The sequence below is a fragment of the Aquabacter albus genome, assembly GCF_040049275.1.
Classification (GTDB): domain Bacteria; phylum Pseudomonadota; class Alphaproteobacteria; order Rhizobiales; family Xanthobacteraceae; genus Aquabacter.
Genome location: NZ_JBDZDT010000019.1, coordinates 19904 through 39020, shown reverse-complemented (window position 1 = coordinate 39020; position 19117 = coordinate 19904). Strand labels below are relative to the sequence as shown.

Sequence of the window (19117 nt, the reverse complement as noted above, 5' to 3'; positions counted from 1 at the left end):
TCGCACAGCCGCCGCTCTGAGCGGATGCCGAAGCAATAGCCGATCAGCATCCGGAGCATCAGCTCGGGATCGACCGAGGGGCGACCGGTTTCGCTGTAGAAGGGGCGCAGATGGGCCCGGATGCCGGACAGATCAACCACGCGATCAATGGCGCGCAGCATATGATCGGCCGGGACGTGCCGTTCCAGGTTGAACTCGTAGAACAGCGCCTCCTGCGCCACCGCCCGCTCGCCCATCATCGCGCCGCCCTCCATCTCGAAGACGACTGAATCAGCACTTCACCCCCGCAGCAACGCCGACTTTTTCAACGATATCCGCCAGCACCGGACTTTGAACCGTAGCTGGAAAGCGGACGCCGACCTCACTGAAGCTATTCAAACCCTATGTGGTGGCGCCCTGTTCATCGCACCGACGACGCTTGCGAATGCGATAACCAGAATGCCAAGGACGATCCATGGGAAGGCGCTCGTCCCTGTGCGGTCGAGCAAAAGCCCCCCGGCAACGCCGCCAGCCGCGACCGCCGTATTCCAGCCCGTCGTGTACATGGCCTGCGCCACATCGACCGAACTACCGGCAAAACGGGATAAAGAGGTCTGCGTAATCGTGGCGAAACCGCCGAAGGCCAGACCCCATACGATAGCGGTAAGATAAATTATCTGCGCAACGTCTCCCAGGAAGCCGATCAGCGCTGCGGCACTCCCGAAAAATAGGACACTCGCCACAACGAGGGATTGGAGGCGACGATCGACGAGCGCACCAACGATCCAGAGCGACACGATGGCGCCGAGTCCGAAGATAAACAGGATGATGTCGACGCTGCCAGAGAGGCCTGAGGGCTGAAGGACAGGTTGGATGTAGATATAGAGAATGTTGTGGGCGAGGACGAAGGTGAAGACCACGAACAAAACAGCCCGGATGCCAGTGGTGAGCCAGGATGGTGACGTGTTCACCGCCAACCTCGTCGATGAACGTCACGGCGGGCCGGTGACGATCGGATACGGCCGATACGGGCCGGACCAGACCCTGACGGAGACCATGGCCGTCGATGACGTGATGATCGTGCTGGAGGGACGGCTGTCGGTCACCAGCGGCGAGGCGACGATGACGGCCGGCCCTGGCGAGATCGTCTACATGCCCAAAGGCGAGCCAGTCACGATCCGCTCGCACGAGGCTGGGGCCGTAACGGCCTACGTCACCTCTCCGCACTGGCGGGCGGCAGCGGCCGCCCGATGAGCTTCATCCCGCCCCGAACATCCCGCCCGCCTTCCGGGCGCCGTCCCTTCCATCCCATTCGAGGATTCCGCCGATGACCTCCGCCCCCACGACCGTCGGCTCCCACCGCCCGGGTTCGAAACTCCTCGCGGGGATCATGACCGCCTTCGGCCTGTTTGCAATCGCAACAGGATCGTCGGACGTGATCCTCGGCTCGCGGCTCCTCGTGATGATCGGGGCGGACCTCGGCGCCGCCGTCAACGAGCCCTGGGTCGACAGCCAGTTGCGGTTCCTCGGCGCGATCTGGGCGGGCTGGGGCGTGCTCATGATCTGGGCGTGCCGGGACCTGAAGGCCCGGGGATCGCTGTTTGACCTGCTGCTGGGCTTCCTCTTCGTGGCAGCCTGCGGGCGGACCATCTCCCTTATCCTCTATCCTGGCTCCCCGACGACACTGGTCGCTTTCGTCGTCCTGGAGTTCGTGCTTGTGGGCGCCGGGTTATGGGCGCGCCGGACCCTGTTCCTCTCGCGCTCCCGTGCGGCCTGATCCGGGACGCCTCGGCCCCATCGACCGTCGACGCCGCGCCGCAACGCGGCCGGCGTCAGGCGGGCGAGCGTCTGGGAAACAGAACCGCCGCCGAAGCGGTCTTGACCCCATCCACGATCAGCGGATCGCAATAGCGCTCTGGAAGCGTTATCCCGAGCCTCTCATCCAACTCGGCGGCCGAGCCCGGTAGGAACGGCAGGAGGCAGCGCGCCACGACCGCGAGCGCGAAGACCTGTTCGGACAGCGACGCAGCAAGCCGAGCGGAGGTTGCTTCCCGATCGGCCGGGCTCAAATCGCCGCGCAGAGCCTTGACGTCGGCCCATGGCGCACGCTCAACGATGCGCCTGTTCGCCTCACCTGTGACGGCAAAGATATCAGCGAGCCCGACATGAAGCTCGTAGGAATCGCAGGCCGTCGCCACCTTGTTCGGCAGTGCGAGAACCTCGTTGCGCCGATGCGCCGGGACGATTCTGATCTCCTCGTTCTCGATCAACCGCCGCACCTAGATTCAACGTGGGTCATTTTTGGCCCTGCTTCGCCGTGCCCAAAAATGGAGACGCCATGACTTTGCGCACACCTTTCTACGCACTGCCGTTTCTGGCTCCGCCAGTTTCGCTTCAGCCAATTTCGGAGGTTTTACCGATCATGCCTAAACTCGACTATCCAGACACAAAGCGCCTCGACATCGTCGAAGAGCATTTCGGGCATGCAGTGTCCGATCCCTATCGCTGGCTCGAAACCGACATACGCAGCGACAAGGATGTGGCTGCCTGGGTCGAAACCCAGAACGAGATCACCGCCAGCTACCTCGCCGCCTTGCCCGGCCGCGATGTGTTCCGGGATCGTATCGCGGCGCTGTTCAACCACGACCAGGTCACGCCGCCCCATAAGCGTGGCGATCGTTATTTCTACACCCGCAATTCGGGGCTGAAGAACCAGGCAATTCTCTATGCCCGCAAGGGCGTGAACGGCGTGGAACGCGTCCTGATCGATCCGAACGGCTGGTCCGAGGATGGCACGACAGCTCTGGCGGAATGGTCCGCGTCTGAGGACGGCTCGAAGCTCGCTTATGCGATCCAGGACGGCGGCACGGACTGGCGAACGATCCGCGTGCTGGATGTCGCCACCGGCAGGATTTTCGATGACGAGGTCAAGTGGGGCCGCTTCACCCAGATCCAATGGACCAAGGACGGTTCTGGCTTCTTCTATTCCCGCTACCCGGCGAATGACACGGGCTCGCAGTTGAGCGTTACAAACCACGCCATCTATTTCCATGCGCTCGCCACGGATCAGTCGCAGGACCAGTTGCTCTACGCGACGCCGGACCAGCCCCACCTGATCAACATCACCGACGTCACGGACGACGGCCGCTACGCCATCATCTATTCGCTGCCCGGATTGGCTGGCAACGCTCTCTCCGTCGTCGATCTCACCAGCGACGACTGGAAGCCCCGCACGCTCATCGACGACTTCGAAACCGAATGGCGCGTTCTCGGCAATGTCGGGAGGGTGTTCTACATCATGACCAGCAAGGACGCCGAGCGCAGGAAGATCGTCACGCTGGATCTCGTCGAAGCCGCTCCAACCTTCAAGGAGTGGATGGCCGAACAGGAAGACATTCTCTCCAATGCCTGGCTTGTCGGTGAACGGCTGATCGCGACCTACCTCGTCGACGTGAAAAGCGAGGTCCGCCGTTTCAGGTTGGACGGGACGCCTGACGGTCTCGTCGAGCTGCCTGGGATCGGCAGCGCGGGAGGGTTCCTGGGCAAATTGGAGGACAATGAGTCCTTCTATGTTTTCACCAGCCTCAATGCCCCGACTACGGTTTACCGCTATGACGTGGCGACCAACACGAGCAGCGCCTGGGTCAAGCCGGAAGCCGGCTTCGATCTCGACCGGGTCGTGGTCGAGCAGAAATTCTACACATCGAAGGACGGCACTCGCGTTCCGATGTTCGTCGTCCGCCGCAAGGATGTGACCGCGCCCGCTCCGACCATCCTCTATGGCTACGGCGGCTTTGGCATCAGCATGATTCCCTTCTATTCACCGCCCCAGATCGCCTGGGTGGAGCAAGGCGGGGTGATCGCGATCGCCCATATCCGGGGCGGCGGCGAATATGGCAAGGCGTGGCACAATGCCGGACGGTTCAACAAGAAGCAGAACAGCTTCAACGACTTCATTGCTGCCGGCGAATATCTGAAAGAGCAGGGGATCACGTCTGCCGACGGCCTGGCAATCCAGGGCGAATCCGGCGGGGGTATCCTCGTCGGCGCGGTCGTCAACCAGCGCCCCGACCTCATCGCGGCCGCCCTGGCGGGCGTCGGGGTCATGGACATGCTGCGCTTCCCGAAGTTCATCGGTGGCCAGTATTGGATGACCGATTTCGGCGACCCGGCGGTCGAGGCGGACTTCCACACCCTGCTTGCCTATTCGCCCTACCACAACATTACGCCCGGCCGGGCTTATCCCGCCATCCTGGCAACCACGGGAGACAGGGACGACCGCGTCATTCCCGGCCACACGTTCAAATACGTCGCGGCACTCCAGGCAGCAGACCTTGGCCCAAAGCCCCGCCTCGTGCGCATCGACGAGCGCGCCGGACACGGAACGGGAAAACCCATGACGAAGATCATCGACGAGCTGGCAGACCTGTGGGTCTTCGCCGCCCGATGGACCGGCCTCGACGTCGGCGAGCCACGATGAAGACCGACAGCCAAAACCCTAGAGGAAAGGTCATCTGACAGAGAGCTGCCCCGTCCTGACGCCTGCCGAACGACAGATCGTCGATATCAGCGCGCGCTCCGATCAGGCTTTAAGCGCGCCCTGGTGACGGCCGAAGCACGGGGTATCGGCGCCGGCATTGCTTTGGCGCTGGCCGACAAGGGCGCAAACGTGGCGATCACCTATGAACGGTCAGCGCAGCATTCGGATCGAAGATCCCGCAAATTGTATCGGCCATGATTGCGCGAGCGCACATGCGGGCCCTCTCAAACGGTTTCATTGCGGAGTGGCTTTCAGATGCGTCCGAAGTTTCGCGGCAATTCATTCCGGGCCATCGGTCGAAAGGCCCTGATCGCGGCGCTGATGACGACGACATCCATGGCCGCTCTCGTTAGACCGTTATTCATCGGGCCAGGAATGCGTCCCTCTGTTGCTTCAGATTTTCAAGGTTCTCATACATCTTCTGAAGCTGCGCGTATGCTGGGTCGTTTTTTATTACGTCGTAATCGGTCTTGGACTTGGGCGCTTCGGCGGCCGGAAGAGCATTGAACTGGTCCTGAGTTATGCCTGTGGACGCCTTAGACACCCTGCCGCCCAGCATCTCGGCAATCTGGTCAGCCCGGGCTTGAGCCAGGTCAGGACCATTGGTATCGTTTACTTCGCCCAGCAAGATGTCCCTGACCATTTCGCCCAAAGCGTCATCGGTCGTAACCACACCCTGGTTGTCAATCGTTGCAACAACCTTTCCGCCCACGACCACCGTGGCATATGGCGCAGTGGCGGGACTACCCGAGGGGGGAAACTTTTTGAGAGACGCTTCGACGGAATCCATCCAAGATCGGTCTGTATATTGGCTTTCAAGATACTGTTTATTTGCGGCGAGACGCGCCTCTTCTCCTTCGATGAAGCTTTGGTACCGATCCTCTGGCAATTCTGAAATATCGATCGGCTTCAGGTTCGAAGCATCAAGGCGATTCAAAGCAACAAGCCTCCTCTGGAAGCTCAGAGTGCCGGCAGATGGGCTGCCGTCAACAGAACTTTCGGAACTGACTGATGGCGGCCTGCCGGTCTCGGTTTCCGCCTGTTGCTCCGCGGTGTCAGAATAGGCACTGTCGCGCTTTGCCATGTTTACTCTATCGGCGCCAGCGTAGTGATTGCTGGAATTGCAATACGGGATCGACTCTATATTTGTCATGGAAATCTCCCGTTGGCCGTCAATCCTGCACGGCTAAGATCTCTGCTGGATTCTATTGACGGCGACGTGCCCCCTTTGCGGGAAGTCTCTAATCATCCTCTTGTATTCGTTGATGACATCAGGGGCCGTCCACCAGGAAATCTCAGGGCGAACGCGCGATCATCAGCGCTTGTAGCGCTGCCGCGTACCGTATGGAGCGCTAATTCCGAAGGATTGGACATCGACCCAATCGAAGTCATCTTAGCCTCCATCTGCGGCAGGTGCGAACCCTATACGCCCAAGCTGGCCTGAAGCTTGTGGTTGAATCTGCCCCTTCCGCTCGCGCTGTCGACGGTCCAGCAATTGTGCGCTTCCCTGGAAAAATTGGCCCTCGCACCAAGGCGGAGATACCGAAACGTCGCCTGAGCGACGCCTGATGGCCAGTCTCTCGTTGGGGCTGTCCGTGTGGCCCGCTCGGCTCAGAATATTGGCTGAGGTGGCGCAGGAACCGACCAAGAGACGGAGAGCCTCTTAGCCTATTACGGCGTCCACATCGGGGTGACCCACGACGAGGCATTTCCTGGCAAGGGCCGGTACCAGCCGGCCGATATACCGCGGCTAGATATGAGGGCGAACGGTCTATGGCTTTTGATACAGCCATGGCTCTAGATTGCCCCGCACAAAGAGTTGCCGCGCGTTGCGGGACAACATTCCAGAAGGGTGGGGGGAGTTGAACCTGCAGCATGCGTCCGTTGCCGACATCGATACATCGTCGCGAACCGGACATCCCTCATCGGCCGGTATGCGGAGAGGGTGGGCTCTACCGGTTAGCAGACTGCAGCCATCGGCAACCAGACCTATGAGATGAAGGCGGGAAAGCTGATCTAGCTGGCTGCCGGGCAGCAGCATCGCCTCATCCGCTCGCCCACGCTGGAAATGTGGGTGGTCATGCTCCGGCCGGGCCTCATCACCGGCACAGACCTCGCCGAGATCACCGCCCAGCCCTCCTGTGTCCTCCCCGGCGAGGAACTGGTGGATCTCGATGGGCTGCTGAGCCAGGCGGCACAGGATTCCGACGAACCCGATACCTACAATGCCGGCATTGCCTATGCGATGAAGCGCGCGCTGGGGGCGGCGCGGGACTGTCCACCCGCCCATCTCAAGCCCATGCATCCGGCCGTGACCCGCGCCCTCATGCTGCTGCGGGAGAGTGGCGCGACCCTTTCACTGTCGGAGCTGGCTGAGGAGAACGGCGTCGCGCCCACCTATCTCAGCCATCTCCTTGTGGAGCACACCAACCGCAGCTTCTTGGATTGGCGCAACCGCATCCGCCTGGAACGCTTCGTCGCGAACTTCAAGCCTGGCGGCAACCTGCTCCAGACGGCCCTGGAGGCCGCCTTCGGCAGCTATGCGCGCTTCCACCACGTCTTCGCCGAGACGGTGGGCTGCACCCCCAGCGAATGGGCGCACCGGACTGATGCCCCTCCCCTGCCGCACAAGTTTCTTGAGGAAACCCCGCGCGCACTATCGACCAGTGCTAATCCCTCGGCCCGCCGTGCTCCAGCCACCAGGCCTCCGCCCGCTCCGGCGACAGCGGGCGCGAGACCAGATACCCCTGGACAAGGTCGCAGCCGCATTTGCGCAGCAACTCCAGCGTCTCCTCATCCTCCACCCCCTCCGCGACCACGTTCAGGCCAAGGTTGTGGCCGAGATCGATGATCGCCTTGACAATGATCTGCGTCTGCTTCGAGGAAATGCTGTCGGAGATGAGCGAACGGTCGATCTTCAGCTCCGCGAACGGCAGACGCTGGAGCTGCACCAGCGAGGAATAGCCCGTGCCGAAATCGTCCAATGAGAGGGAGAAGCCTCGCAGGCGCAGACGGGTGAGCACGTCGAGCGCGGTCTCGGGATGCTCCATCGCCGCCGTCTCGGTGATCTCGATGGTGATGCGCTGGTGGTCGATGCCGGTCCCCGCGCAGCGGTTCCAGAGCCGGTCGGCAAGCGCGACGTCCTCCACATCGGAGGCCGACATGTTGATCGCGAGCGAAGCGGCGATCCCCTTTTCCTTCCATGCCCCGAGCGTGGCGAGCGCAAGGTCGAACACCAGGTCGGACAACTGCGCGGAGAGCCCCGCCGCCATGATCTGAGGGATGAAGCTGTCTGGCATCACCAAGCCCTTAGCGGGGCTGATCCAGCGCACCAGCCCCTCGAAACCCACTGGCCGGTAGCCCTTCGGCCCGCCATGGTCGGGCTGGATGGCGACCTTCGGCTGGAGGTGCAGCGAGAACTCGCCCCGTGCCATAGCCTCCACGAAATCGGCCTTGGTGGGCGGAAGGTGGGCATTGGCCTTCAGCCGGGCGAACACCCGGTTCAGCTCTTCCACCCGCACTGGCTTGCTGACGATGTCGCTCACTGTGAGCTTGTTGGCCCGCGCGAAATGGCGAGCGGATTCCAACACTTTCAGGTCCATGCCACTCATGATGATGATGGGTCGGCGGAACTGCATCTCGGCGAGGCGACGGAGCACCTCGATGCCGTCGAGGCAGGGCATCTGCAGGTCCACGGCCACGCAAGCGAGCGGCGTGGAGGCGATGGCGGTGAAGAAATCGTCCGCTTTGAAAAAATAATGGCTCTCGAAATCGTTCATCTTGGCGACCGCGGCGATGTATTCGCCGATGTCCCGCTCGTCGTCCAAGATGAAGATCTTATGTTGCGGCATGCGAACTTGTCCCTTTAGAAAATGGCCGCGATTGCGTCTCGCAGCTCCTCCATGCGAAACGGCTTGCGCAATATCTTGAGCGGGCTCGGCGCCTCCTCTCCGGACGGCGGCTCGGGTGCAGCGGACATCAGCAGGATGCGCCCGCTGGCGCGGCGCGCCGAGAATACCCCGGCAAGGTCCCAGCCATTCATCTGCCCCGGCAGGCCCACATCCGACAGCAGCAAGTCGAAGCGCGCGCCGGTGTCATAAGTGAGCAGCGCCTGTTCGGCATTGGCCACATCATGCACCTTGTGGCCGAGCCCCACCAGCGTTGCACGAATGGTCCGGCGCACCTCCGGATTGCCTTCCACCAACAGGATGGACCGCGGCTCGTGCACCCACGGCCCCTCGCTTGCGCTCTCCTCCTCCGACGGGCACGGCGCACCGTACAGGCCGGGCAGGAAGAGCCGGAACGTGGTGCCGGCGCCGAGCGCGCTCTCCACGTTCAGCGCGCCGCCCGACTGGTTGGCGAAGCCATAGACCATGGCAAGGCCAAGTCCCGTCCCCTTCCCCATCTCCTTGGTGGTGAAGAAGGGCTCGAAAATGCGCTCCAGATGCTCGGGGGCGATGCCGACGCCGGTGTCGCTGACGGAGAACACCACCGAGCGAGCATCCCCGTTAACGCCCTCGTCCGGGTCGCAGACCGCCACTTCGATAGTGAGCCGCCCCCCGTCGGGCATGGCATCTCTGGCATTGATCGCAAGATTCATGATCGCGGCTTCGAGCTGGATGGGGTCAGCGTAGACATCAGGTACATCGCTCGCCACCGACAGCGTTATGGCGATGTTTGACCCCAGCGTGCCCTCCAGCATGATGCGGAGGTCGTTGGCCATGGCGCTCACCTCCAGCGGGCGCGGCTCCAGGGGCTGCTTGCGGGCGAAGGCCAGCAGCTTCTTGGTCAGCTCGGCGCCCCTGAGGCTGGCGCGCATGGCCACGTCCAGGAACGGCCGCGTCGCCTCGTCCTCCAGCTTGATCAGCGCCAAGTCGAGATTGCCGATGATGGTGGTGAGCAGGTTGTTGAAGTCATGGGCGATGCCGCCGGTGAGGTTGCCCACCGCCTCCATCTTCTGCGCCTGGCGGAGCTGCGCCTCGACCTGCCGGCGCTCGCTGATGTCGTCGATGGCGAGCACCGCGCCGCGGAACACCCCGCCGGCCTCGATGAGCGGCTCGCCAGCGATATGGATGGTAAGCTCCGTTCCACTGGCGACGATGGCGTCCATCTCCAGCGTCGTCACCTCGATGCCGGAGCGGATGGCCGAGATAGCCTCCCGCAGCTCCCTCGGCGGGGCGGTAAACAGCGCGGACCAGGGCCGGCCCACGACGCTTTGCCCATCGCTCTTGAAGACCTCGTGGGCGGTGCGGTTCCAGGTGGCGACGTTGAGCTGGGCGTCGAGGGAAATGAGCGCCACCGGCGAGGCGTTGAAGATGGCAGTGATGGTCTCGGTCGCCTGCCGGCGCTCCTCCACCTCCTCGGTGAGGCGCTGGGTGCGCTTGCGCACCTCGTTCTCAAGGCCGGTATGCAGGATCGCGCGCTCCAGCGCGATGGAGATCTGGCTGGCGATGCCCGCCAGCGTGCGCAGCGCCACCTCGCCGGAAATGGCGGGCTCAGCGCCGGCGAGGTGGAAATAGCCGATGGTGCGCGCGCCCACCCTGAGGCGCATGCTGGCATGGTGGCGGGACCCACCTGGCCCGGAGAGGCGCTCGTCGGCCAAACGGACCATAGGCTCGTCATGGCCCTCCGGTTCTTCCTCCGTCGGCAGCTCAGGGGGGAAGGGATCGTCAGGGGCGCCGCGGCCTGCATGCTTCTGGGCGGTGAGGCGCAGGCCGTCATCGTCCCTGAGATAGATCCAGGCGTCGCGCACGCCCGGCACGCCGAGGCTGCGCAATACCGAGGTGAGCGCCACGTCGGCCGGGGTGCGGCAGCGGTTCAGGCCCTCGGTGATCTCATAGAGCGCATGCAGCACCTCGTAGGACTGGGACAGCTCCTGCCGCCCTTGGTCGAGGGCGCTGAACAGGTGGACCGCCTGGGCGTAGGTGGAGATGAGGAGATCGAGGATCTGCTGCTTGCGGGCCGTGATGTGGTGTCGCTCACCGCCCAGTTCCACCTCGATGTCGTCGCCCCCCTTCTCGGCGCGCCGCAGGCTGCGGTTCTTCAGGAGATAGGTGATGCGCGAGCGCAGAACCTCTTCGTCATAGGGCTTGATGATGAAATTGTCGGCCCCCGCCTCAAGCCCCGCGAGCACATCCTGCGGCTGGGACAGGGAGGTCACCAGGATCACCGGCACCTCCTCCAGGCCCGGCGTCGCCTTCAGACGGCGGCACAGTTCGTAGCCGTCCATGCCGGGCATAACGATGTCGCTGATGAGGATGTCTGGAGGCGCCGCCACCGCGAGGTCATAGGCCTCGACGCCGCTACGGGCAGCGGAGACGGAATAGCCGAGCTGCTTCAGGAACTGGACGATCTGCGCCGCCTGGGTGGGGCTGTCCTCGGCAATGAGGATATTGGGAACATGCTGGTTCATGAAGAAAGGCTCTTTCGGGCCAGTTGTGCGCAGATGAAGCGGGCAATCTCGGCCGGGTCGAGCACATGCTTCGCCGCGCCCCGGCGGATCGCGGCGGCGGGCATGCCGAACACCACCGAGCTTTCCTTGTCCTGCGCCACGGTCACGCCGCCGCAGCGCGCCACATGGGCGAGGCCCTCGGCGCCGTCCTCCCCCATGCCCGTGAGCAGCACGGCCAGCCCCGCCGGGCCGTAGGCATCCCCCAACGTGCGGAACAGGTGCGAGACGGAGGGGCGGAAGCCGTTCTCCGGCGCCCCGTCGTCCAGTACCAGCCGGCCCTGCCGGTCGATCCCGAGGTGGCGGTCCTCGGGGCCGAGATAGACATGGCCGGGCTTGGCGAGGACATCGGCTGCGGCCATCTCCACCGGCAGGTTGGCTCCCCGGGCGAGCCAGCTTGCAAAGCCCGCCGTGAAGTTGGGCGCCATGTGCTGCACCACCAGCACCGGCACCTTCAGATCCGTCGCGATGTGGCGCAGGATGGAAAGGATGACGGGCGGCCCGCCCGTGGAGGCGCCGATGGCGATCATGGACGTCTTCTGCGTCAGCGGCCGCGCCGCGCGCTCCCGCATCGGCGCGCGCGGCGGCGAGCGGCGCACCACCGCCACGTCCGACATGAGGCGCAGGGAAAGCCGCAGTTCCTCCACCACCGCATCGAAGCCCGGATCGTCCGGGTCCAGTGGCTTCGGGACGATGGCGAGGGCCCCCTCGCGCAGCGCCTCGAGGCCCGGATGCAGGTCCCTCGCGTAGAAGCTCACCGAAGTCATGACGATGGGCACCGGGCACTTACGCATGATCTCACGGGTGGCCTCGATGCCGTCCATGACCGGCATATGGCAGTCCATGAGCACGATGTCGGGCGCGAGGGCCTGCACCTGCTCCAGCGCCTCGGCGCCGTTCTGCGCTTCGCCGGCCACCACGAGGTCCGATGAGGTGCGGATCACCCAGGAAAGGATCTCCCGTTGGCTCGGCGAGTCCTCCACCACGAGAACCCGTATCTTTGCCGCCTCGCTCATAGGACGCGCCGCACGAGATCGATGAGCATCGACTGGTCGAAGGCCGATTTCATCATGTACGCGTTGGCGCCGAGCCGGATGCCCCGCTCGTGATCCTCGCGCCGCTCCAGCGCGGTGACGAGCACGACGGGAAGTTGCCTGAGGCGCGCGTCCGCGCGGATGCGCCCGGTCAGCTCAAAGCCGTCCATATTGGGCATATCCACGTCGGAGACCACGGCGTCAAAGTCCCGGGTCTGCAGCGCGGCCCAGGCCTCGACGCCATCGGCGGCAGCATGGACCTCGTAGCCCGCCGCCTCCAGGAGGCCCATCTCCATGGCCCGGGTGGTGAGGGAATCGTCCACGATCAGGAGCCGCGGCTTGCCCGGGCGGCGAACCGGGCGCGGCTCGGCAGCGCGGCGACGAACCTTCTGGGCCAGCGCCTCCAGCACGTCCGCCGGCCGCAGGATGAGTGCGAGGCGGCCGGTGCCCAGGAGCCCGGCGGCGAGCACGTTGCGCACCCGAAGCAGGGGCGGACGCAGCTCCTTCACCACCACCTCGCACTCGCCTGTCACCTCGTCCACCACCAGCACCCCGCGCCGGGTGCCATGGCGCACGAGCACCGCGCTACGCAGCCCCTCGACAGCGACAGGGGAAGGCGCCTGGCCGAGGGCATAGCCAAGATCGCCCATGGGCAGCAGTTCGCCATTCACGGCGAGGACGCCACGCATGCGAGCCGCCTCGTACTCTTCCGCCGACAGACCGATGGTGCGTTCCACTGCATCACGCGGCCAGACCAGCTGTAGGCCGCCGGAGCGCACGCCGACGCCACGGAAGTTCGCGAGCGCGGCGGGCACCTCCAGCCGCATGACCGTGCCGGCGCCTGGCCTGGAGGTGAGCTGCACCGTTCCGCCCAGGCGCTCCGCCCGCTCGCGCACGATGGCGAGCCCCAGGCCCCGCCCCGACACCGCACTGATGACGCCGCGCGTGGAGAGGCTCGACTGGAAGACCATGTCCAGCGCGTCGACATCCGGCATGGCCTGCGCCTCCTCGGGCGCGAGGAGGCGCCCGCGCACCGCCGCCGCGCGCACTGCAGCGAGGTCGATACCGGCCCCATCGTCCGAGAGTTCGATGGCGACACGCCCGCCCTCCGCCGGCTCGATAGAGAGCGTGATCGTCCCCTGGGCCGGCTTTCCCGCCGCCACGCGCTGCGGCGGAGGCTCAATGCCGTGGTCCACGGCATTCCGCACCATATGGATCAACGGGTCCTTGATCAGCTCCGCCACCTGGCGGTCGATGAGCAGGTCGGCGCCGGCCGCGCGCCAGATGACCTCCTTGCCCGCCTCCCGCGCGAGGTCCACCACCATGGCGGGGAACACCGCGAGCATCTCGCCGGCGGGCATCATGCGCGCCCGCCGCAGCTCAACAATAAGCGCGTCGGCAACGCTTCTGAGAGCCCGGGTGTCCTCTGCTAGGCTGGCGGTGAGCTGCCGCGTCGCCTGCTCGGCCGCGCGCAGGCCCTCCGTCATCGCAGTGCGCGTCGCCCGCCCCTCCCCCCTTACATCGCCCGACTGGCACTCCCGCCGCAGGGCTGATACCTCCGCCAGCAGCCGGCGCGCCTCCTCCAGGCGCGACTGCGCCGCGAGCCGGGGGACCAGCAGGTCCTCGGCCATCAGCCCCAGCCGCTGCACATGATCGGTGGCGATGCGCACGAAGACCGGTGCAACAGCCAAGGAAGGCGGCGGCCCTTGCGGCTGAGCGGGCGCGGGCCGTTCGGGCGGAGCCTCGCGAGGCGGTCGCGACGGCACGGGAGCGGCCTGCGCCGCGGGCGGGAGCGGTGGGGCGGGCGGCTCCTCCACCTTTGGCGCCGTAGGAGACGGAGCGGGTGTCGCGAGCGCTTGTGCGGTGGCGGCGGCGAGGCATTCCGTCAGGTCGCGCAGGACATCGTGTGCCTCGGCGTCGAACACTGCGCGCTGCTGCACCACCTCGCCGCACAGGTCCTCGATCTCGTGGCAGAGCTTCTCCACGGGGCGGACGGATAGGGAACGCGCTGCCCCCTTGAGCGTGTGGACGATGCGGAACAGCCGGTCCAGTGACGCCTGCGCGCCATCCCCCTCCGGTGTCTGTTCCAGCGCGGCCATCTCATGGGCGATACTGCGCAGATGGTCCGCCGCCTCCTCGCGGAAGATAGCGAGGAGGCGGATGCGCAACTCGTCCTTGGCGCCCCTGTTCATGAGACCCTGCGCTCCGCACCGGGCCGGACGGACACTCGGCCAATGATGTCATCCAAGGTCTGGGCGAGGTCATGGAGGCTGCGGGCGGACTGTTCCACCTGGGCGGTGGCGGACACGGTCTGGGCGGAGGAGGCCTCGATATTGTCCACCGCCAGCGCGATCTGCTCGATGCCCGCCTGCTGCTGCTCGGCGGCAACGAGGTTCTGGCGCGCAGCCTGCGAGGCCTCGGTGACCCGGGCGGCCAGGGTCGAGATGGACGTGCCGGACTGCCGTGAGGTGGATACCCCCGCATCGGACGCCTTGGCATATTGCTCGGCAGCGATCACCGCCGCCTGGGCGGAGCGCTGAATGTCGGCGATGATGCGCCGGACCTGCGCGGTGGCCGCCTTGGACTGCTCCGCCAGCTCCTTCACCTCGGTCGCCACCACGGCGAAGCCGCGCCCCGCCTCCCCCGCCTTGGCCGCCTCGATGCCCGCATTGACGGCGAGGAGGTTGGATTTCTCCGCCAGCTCCGCCACCGCCGCGTTGATCTCGGCAATCTCGTGGGTGCGCTCGCTGAAGCCCATCACGCGCTCCGCCAGGGTTTCGAGCCGCTGGCGCCCCTGCTCGGCGGAGCGGATGGTCTCCTCCACGGAATGAAGACCGGTCTCGGCGACGACCTCGGTCTTCTGCGCCATGTCCAGCACCGCCTGGGTGCGGCGGGAGACGGATTCGCCTGCCTGACGCAGTTCGTGCACCGACGCCGCCATCTGGCGCACGGCCGCAGCCTCCTCCGTGGTGGCTGCCGCCTGCTGGCTGGTGGCGGCAAGAATCTCGGCGGTGGCCGAACCGAGTTGGGCGGTGGCTAGCTTGATCTCGCTCACCAGTAGGCCGAGCGAGCGCGACATGGCGTTGAGCGCATGGCCGAGCCGTTCCAGGTCCCCCGCATTGTCCACCATTACCTGGGCGGAGAAGTCTCCGTCCGCCACGCGCTCGGCGAAGCGGCCATACTCAGTGACGGCGCTCTCGATCTGGGCGCGCACGCCCCGCTCCTTCACCACCAAGGCCTGGAGGGTCTGCGCCATGGCGTTGATGGCCACGGCAAGGCTCACCAGCTCCTGCGGCCCCTCCTCCGGCGCGCGGCGGTCGAGGTCGCCGGCCGCGATGTCCCGCGCGGTGGCATGGAGCGTCTCGATGGGCCGGGCGATCATGCGGGCCAGCAGCACCGAAAGCAGGATACCCACCACCAGGGCGCCGAGCGGCCAGAGGCTGGAGGAGGCGAGGAGCTGGTAAAACTCCGCGTCCACGTCCGCATGCTGCTGGCTGAGCCAGAGCTTCCAGCCGGTGGCCGGCACCGTGGCGAAGGCGGCGAAGCGCGTGGTGTTCTCCTCATCCACATAGGAAGCGATGCGCCCCTGATCGGCGCCGCGCAGGTACTGCCAGACGGGCGTCCCGGAGAAATTGAAGCGCTGCTGCACGAGCCGGGCGTTGGGATGCGCCACGGTGACGCCCTCACGCGTGACGGCGACCGCATGACCGGAGGCGCCGAGATGCAGGCGGCCGATGAGCTGGGTGAGAGAGTCGAGGTCGATGGTGCCCACGAGCACCGCAGACACGCCGCCGTTCGGTCCCGGGACGGGCGCGGCGATGATGGTAACGGGCGCGCCGGAGGTGCGCCCCAGCAGCACATCCGGATCGATGTAGGCTGTGTTGGTCCGCAGGACCGTCTGGAAATAGGCGCGGTCGGAGATGTTCGCACCGGCCACGCGCTGGCCGTTATCGGCAAGCTCCGGCACGGCGAAGGCGGTCACGCCGCTCGGCGGCGCAACGAGGATGCGGTCGAACAGCGGGAAGGCGGCGCGCAGGCGCGCAAGGACAGGCGACGCCTGTGCCGGATCGAGCGCATCCGCGCCCAGCGCCTGCGCCGTGAACTGGAGCACGTTCCGGTGGTCCACCAGCACCTTGTCGATATAGAGCGCCGCTTCCTTGGAGAAGAGCTCGTTCTGCTCCAGCGTCGTGTCCAGCATCAGCGCACGGGTCTTCAGCGTGTAGCCGACCGCCAGCAGCGCCACCGGCAGGAGGGCGGTGAGGAAGCCGCCCAGGATGACAAGACGGCTGATGCGCATGTGCGATGTCCTGCTCTGCGGCATGGTGGGACCTATGGGGCATGGGTGTCGCGCAGCCGGTGATCGACGATCAGGCGCGCATTGCGGGTCAGGGCATCTGGAGAGAGCAGGCTCGCGCCGCCGTCCAGGATGGCGGTGACGAGGGCGGAGGAGGTCGTGGTCGCTTCGATGCGCGCCTCGTCTACGCGCCGGATCCCCACCAGTGTGTCGGCGGCAAGCCCGATGGCGCAGTCGGGATCCTCGATGAGCACGGCGAAGGCAGGCGCCGCGTCGTGCGCTACCGGCCGCTCCAGCAAAGCGTTGAGATCGATGAGCGCATAGAGCGCGCCGCGATGGACCACGAGGCCGAGATGGATGGCGTCCACGCCCGGCAGCGGCACCACTTCGGTCAGCGGCACCACAGCGGCGGCGCGGTCTATGTCGAGCGCATACTGCTCCGCGCCATAACCGAAGAGCACCATCTGCCGCGGTGCCACGGAAGTGGCTGCCCGCTCCGGCGCAGCGAGGATGCTGGCGCGACGGGCCATTTCCGCCGCGAAGTCCTCGGCGCTCGCGCTTCCGTCGAGCCGCGCGGCGATCTCCTCCAGGCGCGCCAGCGCCCTCCCCCAGTCGAGGCCGCCTGGGTCGGGGTCAGTGGACTCGGCCATGGGCTCCTCCCCTTGGAGGCACGCCGCCGAGGCGCGAGGCCGCGCGCCGGATCTCGCCGACGTCGATATTGAGGTGCCGTGCCACGGGCCTGCTGTCGTGCGCCTCCCCGATCAGCCGCACCGCGTCGGCCAGCGCTTGGCGCGCCTCCTCGGTCCGACCGGTGCGCAGGCACACGATGGCATGAACATAATGGGCTGCTGGCGAGGACGGGACAGCTTCCAGGGAGCGCTGCGCCGCCGCCTGCGCCGAAGGCAGATCGCCCAAAGCCTGGCAGACCAGGGCCATGAGCAGGTCCGCCTCCGGACTCACCGCCAGCGCCTGCTCGCAAAGTCGCCGCGCCTCCTCGAACAGGCCGAGATCAGCGAGCCGGCGGGCGCGGTTGAGGCGCGCCGCGCCCTCCTCATCCATCGCCCCCATAAGCCGCGCCGAGGGAGGCGGCACAGCCGGGGACGTGGCCTCCGCCCGGGGCTGCGGGCGGGCGGACACGCTTGCCCGCAGTCCGGCCTTCGCGTCATCCCGGGAGAAGAAGATGGCGTGCGCGGCGGTGTGGGCCTGCATAGGCGCGAACCAGGAGGCGGTCGCCTCCACCGGCGCGACCACCAGCACGCCTCCGTCGCGCACCTGATTACGCAGGAAGCGGGCGGTCGCCGGCTGGCGCGAAGGCTCCATGTGGATCAGCACGTTGCGGCACATGACGAAGTCCGCTGCGGGCAAGCGCTCCCTTGCCTCGACGGAGGTAGCGAGGTTGAACAGGCGGAAATCCACCCGGGCGCGCACGCTCTCGGCAAGAAGATGGGTCTGCCGGTCCACGCGGCTGAACCAGAGCGGGCGCTCCCCGTCCGGCACCTCGCGCAAGGCACGCTCGCCGAACAGGCCAGCCCGTGCCTCGGCGAGGGCCGCCTCGCACAAATCCAGGCCGATGATCTCGACACTCCAGCCCGGCTCGCCCATGAGCAGACGGTCGATGGTCATGGCCAGCGAATAGGGCTCGTCACCGGAGGCACAGCCGATGCTGAGGCAACGCAGCCGGCGTGTCCCGTCCCGTCGTCGCGCGGCGATGATGCGGCCCAGCGCGTCGGTGGCGATGCAATTCCACCAGTTCCGTTGCCGGAAGAAGGAGGTCTCCCGGACCGTGATGGCGGCGATGGCGGCCTGCCACGCCGGATCGGTCCAGGACCGGGCCTCCAGCGCCGCGCAGGTGGCCTCCCCCGTGCCGGTTCCCACCGCGGCAGAGGCGGCGTAGAGGGCGCGGTGCAAGTGGCGGTCGAACCGGTCCGGCAGAGCGAGGCCGAGGCGCTGGGAGACCAGTGCGCGGAAGGCCACGAGCCGGGGATCCGGCGCGCTCACAACGCCACCTCGGCGAGACGGCGCTCCAGGGCCACCTCGAGGTCGCACATGTCTTTATGAGAGAGCCATGCATCCACGTCGCACAGCACGATGAGGCCTTCATCAGCCACCGTGCCGGCGGCGAGATAGCCCGCACCCGGCATGAGATCCTGCAAGGAGTGCCAGGCCTGCGCCGGCAACGGCCGCGCATTCTCGACGCCATCGCACAGCAGTCCGAAAGGACCGTGCGCGGCATCGATGATCATGATCTGGCTGTTCAGCGTGACCGCATCCCGCGCAGCCGCGCCACGACAGGCAGGATCAAGAACGACCAACGGCTCGCCATGGAAGTTCACGAGTCCTGCGACAGAGGCCGACACGCCGGCGAGAGGTACGGGCAAGGGGGCTGGAACAGCACGCCGGACATAGGCTACAGGCACGCCGATGCGGAGGCCACCGCACCGCATTACCACCACCGAGGGGTGCAACTCCTTGATTTTCCCGCCCGCCCGCATAATTCACCGTTCGAGGGTGATCTGGAAAAGTTGTCGCACTGGCCTCCCCTAAAATCAAGCTGAACCGTCACAATTCGCCACGAGATCACACAACAACGCCCTGTGAATATTGGATGCCGAATTCTGGTTACTCGAGCACAGAAGCCCGAATGCCATGGAGGTCGGAGCCGAATCTGGATGTCTTTAAGAGCCGACAGTTGGGGAAGGGCGACACGCATGCCCTAAAAGTCCATCGCGCCAGTACGCGGCGGCGCTTCCTTCCGCGCCTTAAACGGAGCGTTACCTCTTCTCGCGCATCGATGTGTATGCGGACAAAAAGACGGGTGGAAA

The 19117-nt window shown here is 65.9% G+C and carries 14 protein-coding genes and 3 pseudogenes; 5 read left to right on the top strand and 12 right to left on the bottom strand.

Annotated features, from left to right (window positions below):
* Both ABLE91_RS28010 and ABLE91_RS28005 read right to left on the bottom strand, forming a co-directional pair.
* Positions 1-239 (bottom strand): transposase (locus ABLE91_RS28010; RefSeq protein WP_348935843.1); only part of this gene is annotated, 239 nt, incomplete at its 3' end.
* A gap of 135 nt (positions 240-374) precedes the next feature.
* Entirely contained in the window at positions 375-950 is a 576-nt protein-coding gene (locus ABLE91_RS28005; protein WP_348935842.1) for an MFS transporter, read from the bottom strand.
* Here ABLE91_RS28005 and ABLE91_RS28000 point away from each other — a divergent pair.
* Positions 916-1233 carry a EutQ-related cupin domain-containing protein gene (locus tag ABLE91_RS28000; RefSeq protein ID WP_348935841.1) on the top strand — a complete coding sequence of 106 codons (318 nt, stop codon included), beginning with the start codon at positions 916-918 and terminating at the stop codon, positions 1231-1233. The two genes, ABLE91_RS28005 and ABLE91_RS28000, sit on opposite strands and share 35 nt — an antisense overlap.
* Before the next feature lie 73 nt (positions 1234-1306).
* Complete coding sequence (locus ABLE91_RS27995) at positions 1307-1756, top strand: DUF4345 domain-containing protein (RefSeq protein WP_348935840.1); 450 nt, start codon at positions 1307-1309, stop codon at positions 1754-1756.
* A 55-nt stretch (positions 1757-1811) separates the two neighbouring features.
* Here the strand turns inward: ABLE91_RS27995 and ABLE91_RS27990 are convergent.
* Positions 1812-2204 (bottom strand): annotated as a pseudogene (locus tag ABLE91_RS27990) (methionine--tRNA ligase); the annotation flags it as partial.
* A gap of 113 nt (positions 2205-2317) precedes the next feature.
* Here ABLE91_RS27990 and ABLE91_RS27985 point away from each other — a divergent pair.
* Both ABLE91_RS27985 and ABLE91_RS27980 read left to right on the top strand, forming a co-directional pair.
* A complete protein-coding gene (locus tag ABLE91_RS27985; protein WP_348935839.1) occupies positions 2318-4459 on the top strand; it encodes a prolyl oligopeptidase family serine peptidase in 2142 nt (713 codons plus the stop codon).
* A gap of 120 nt (positions 4460-4579) precedes the next feature.
* A pseudogene (locus ABLE91_RS27980) lies at positions 4580-4684 on the top strand (oxidoreductase); the annotation flags it as partial.
* A 196-nt stretch (positions 4685-4880) separates the two neighbouring features.
* On the opposite strand, the gene ABLE91_RS27975 reads toward ABLE91_RS27980, so the two are convergent.
* On the bottom strand, positions 4881-5672 hold the full coding sequence (locus ABLE91_RS27975; RefSeq protein ID WP_348935838.1) for a hypothetical protein: 792 nt from the start codon (positions 5670-5672) through the stop codon (positions 4881-4883).
* A 915-nt stretch (positions 5673-6587) separates the two neighbouring features.
* On the opposite strand from ABLE91_RS27975, the pseudogene ABLE91_RS29010 reads away from it, so the two are divergent.
* A pseudogene (locus ABLE91_RS29010) lies at positions 6588-7109 on the top strand (helix-turn-helix domain-containing protein); the annotation flags it as partial.
* 79 nt (positions 7110-7188) lie between these two features.
* Here ABLE91_RS29010 and ABLE91_RS27970 read toward each other — a convergent pair.
* The 8 genes from ABLE91_RS27970 to ABLE91_RS27935 are packed head-to-tail and all read right to left on the bottom strand — an operon-like array spanning position 7189 to position 18739.
* Positions 7189-8370 carry an EAL domain-containing response regulator gene (locus ABLE91_RS27970; RefSeq protein WP_348935837.1) on the bottom strand — a complete coding sequence of 394 codons (1182 nt, stop codon included), beginning with the start codon at positions 8368-8370 and terminating at the stop codon, positions 7189-7191.
* Between the two features lie 14 nt (positions 8371-8384).
* A complete protein-coding gene (locus tag ABLE91_RS27965; protein ID WP_348935836.1) occupies positions 8385-10931 on the bottom strand; it encodes a response regulator in 2547 nt (848 codons plus the stop codon).
* Entirely contained in the window at positions 10928-11983 is a 1056-nt protein-coding gene (gene cheB, locus ABLE91_RS27960) for a chemotaxis-specific protein-glutamate methyltransferase CheB (protein ID WP_348935835.1), read from the bottom strand. Before cheB ends, ABLE91_RS27965 begins: the two co-directional genes overlap by 4 nt.
* The gene (locus tag ABLE91_RS27955; RefSeq protein WP_348935834.1) at positions 11980-14193 is read right to left on the bottom strand and encodes a hybrid sensor histidine kinase/response regulator; all 2214 of its coding nucleotides are present in this window, start codon (positions 14191-14193) and stop codon (positions 11980-11982) included. The genes cheB and ABLE91_RS27955 overlap by 4 nt, the downstream gene beginning before the upstream one ends.
* Positions 14190-16298, bottom strand: a complete 2109-nt coding sequence (locus tag ABLE91_RS27950; RefSeq protein WP_348935833.1) for a methyl-accepting chemotaxis protein — start codon at positions 16296-16298, stop codon at positions 14190-14192. Before ABLE91_RS27950 ends, ABLE91_RS27955 begins: the two co-directional genes overlap by 4 nt.
* A gap of 32 nt (positions 16299-16330) precedes the next feature.
* On the bottom strand, positions 16331-16945 hold the full coding sequence (locus ABLE91_RS27945; protein ID WP_348935832.1) for a chemotaxis protein CheW: 615 nt from the start codon (positions 16943-16945) through the stop codon (positions 16331-16333).
* Positions 16929-18293, bottom strand: a complete 1365-nt coding sequence (locus ABLE91_RS27940) for a CheR family methyltransferase (protein ID WP_348935831.1) — start codon at positions 18291-18293, stop codon at positions 16929-16931. The genes ABLE91_RS27945 and ABLE91_RS27940 overlap by 17 nt, the downstream gene beginning before the upstream one ends.
* Positions 18290-18739 (bottom strand): chemotaxis protein CheW, encoded by a 450-nt coding sequence (locus tag ABLE91_RS27935; RefSeq protein WP_348935844.1) that lies wholly within the window; start codon positions 18737-18739, stop codon positions 18290-18292. Before ABLE91_RS27935 ends, ABLE91_RS27940 begins: the two co-directional genes overlap by 4 nt.
* Positions 18740-19117 lie beyond the last annotated feature (378 nt).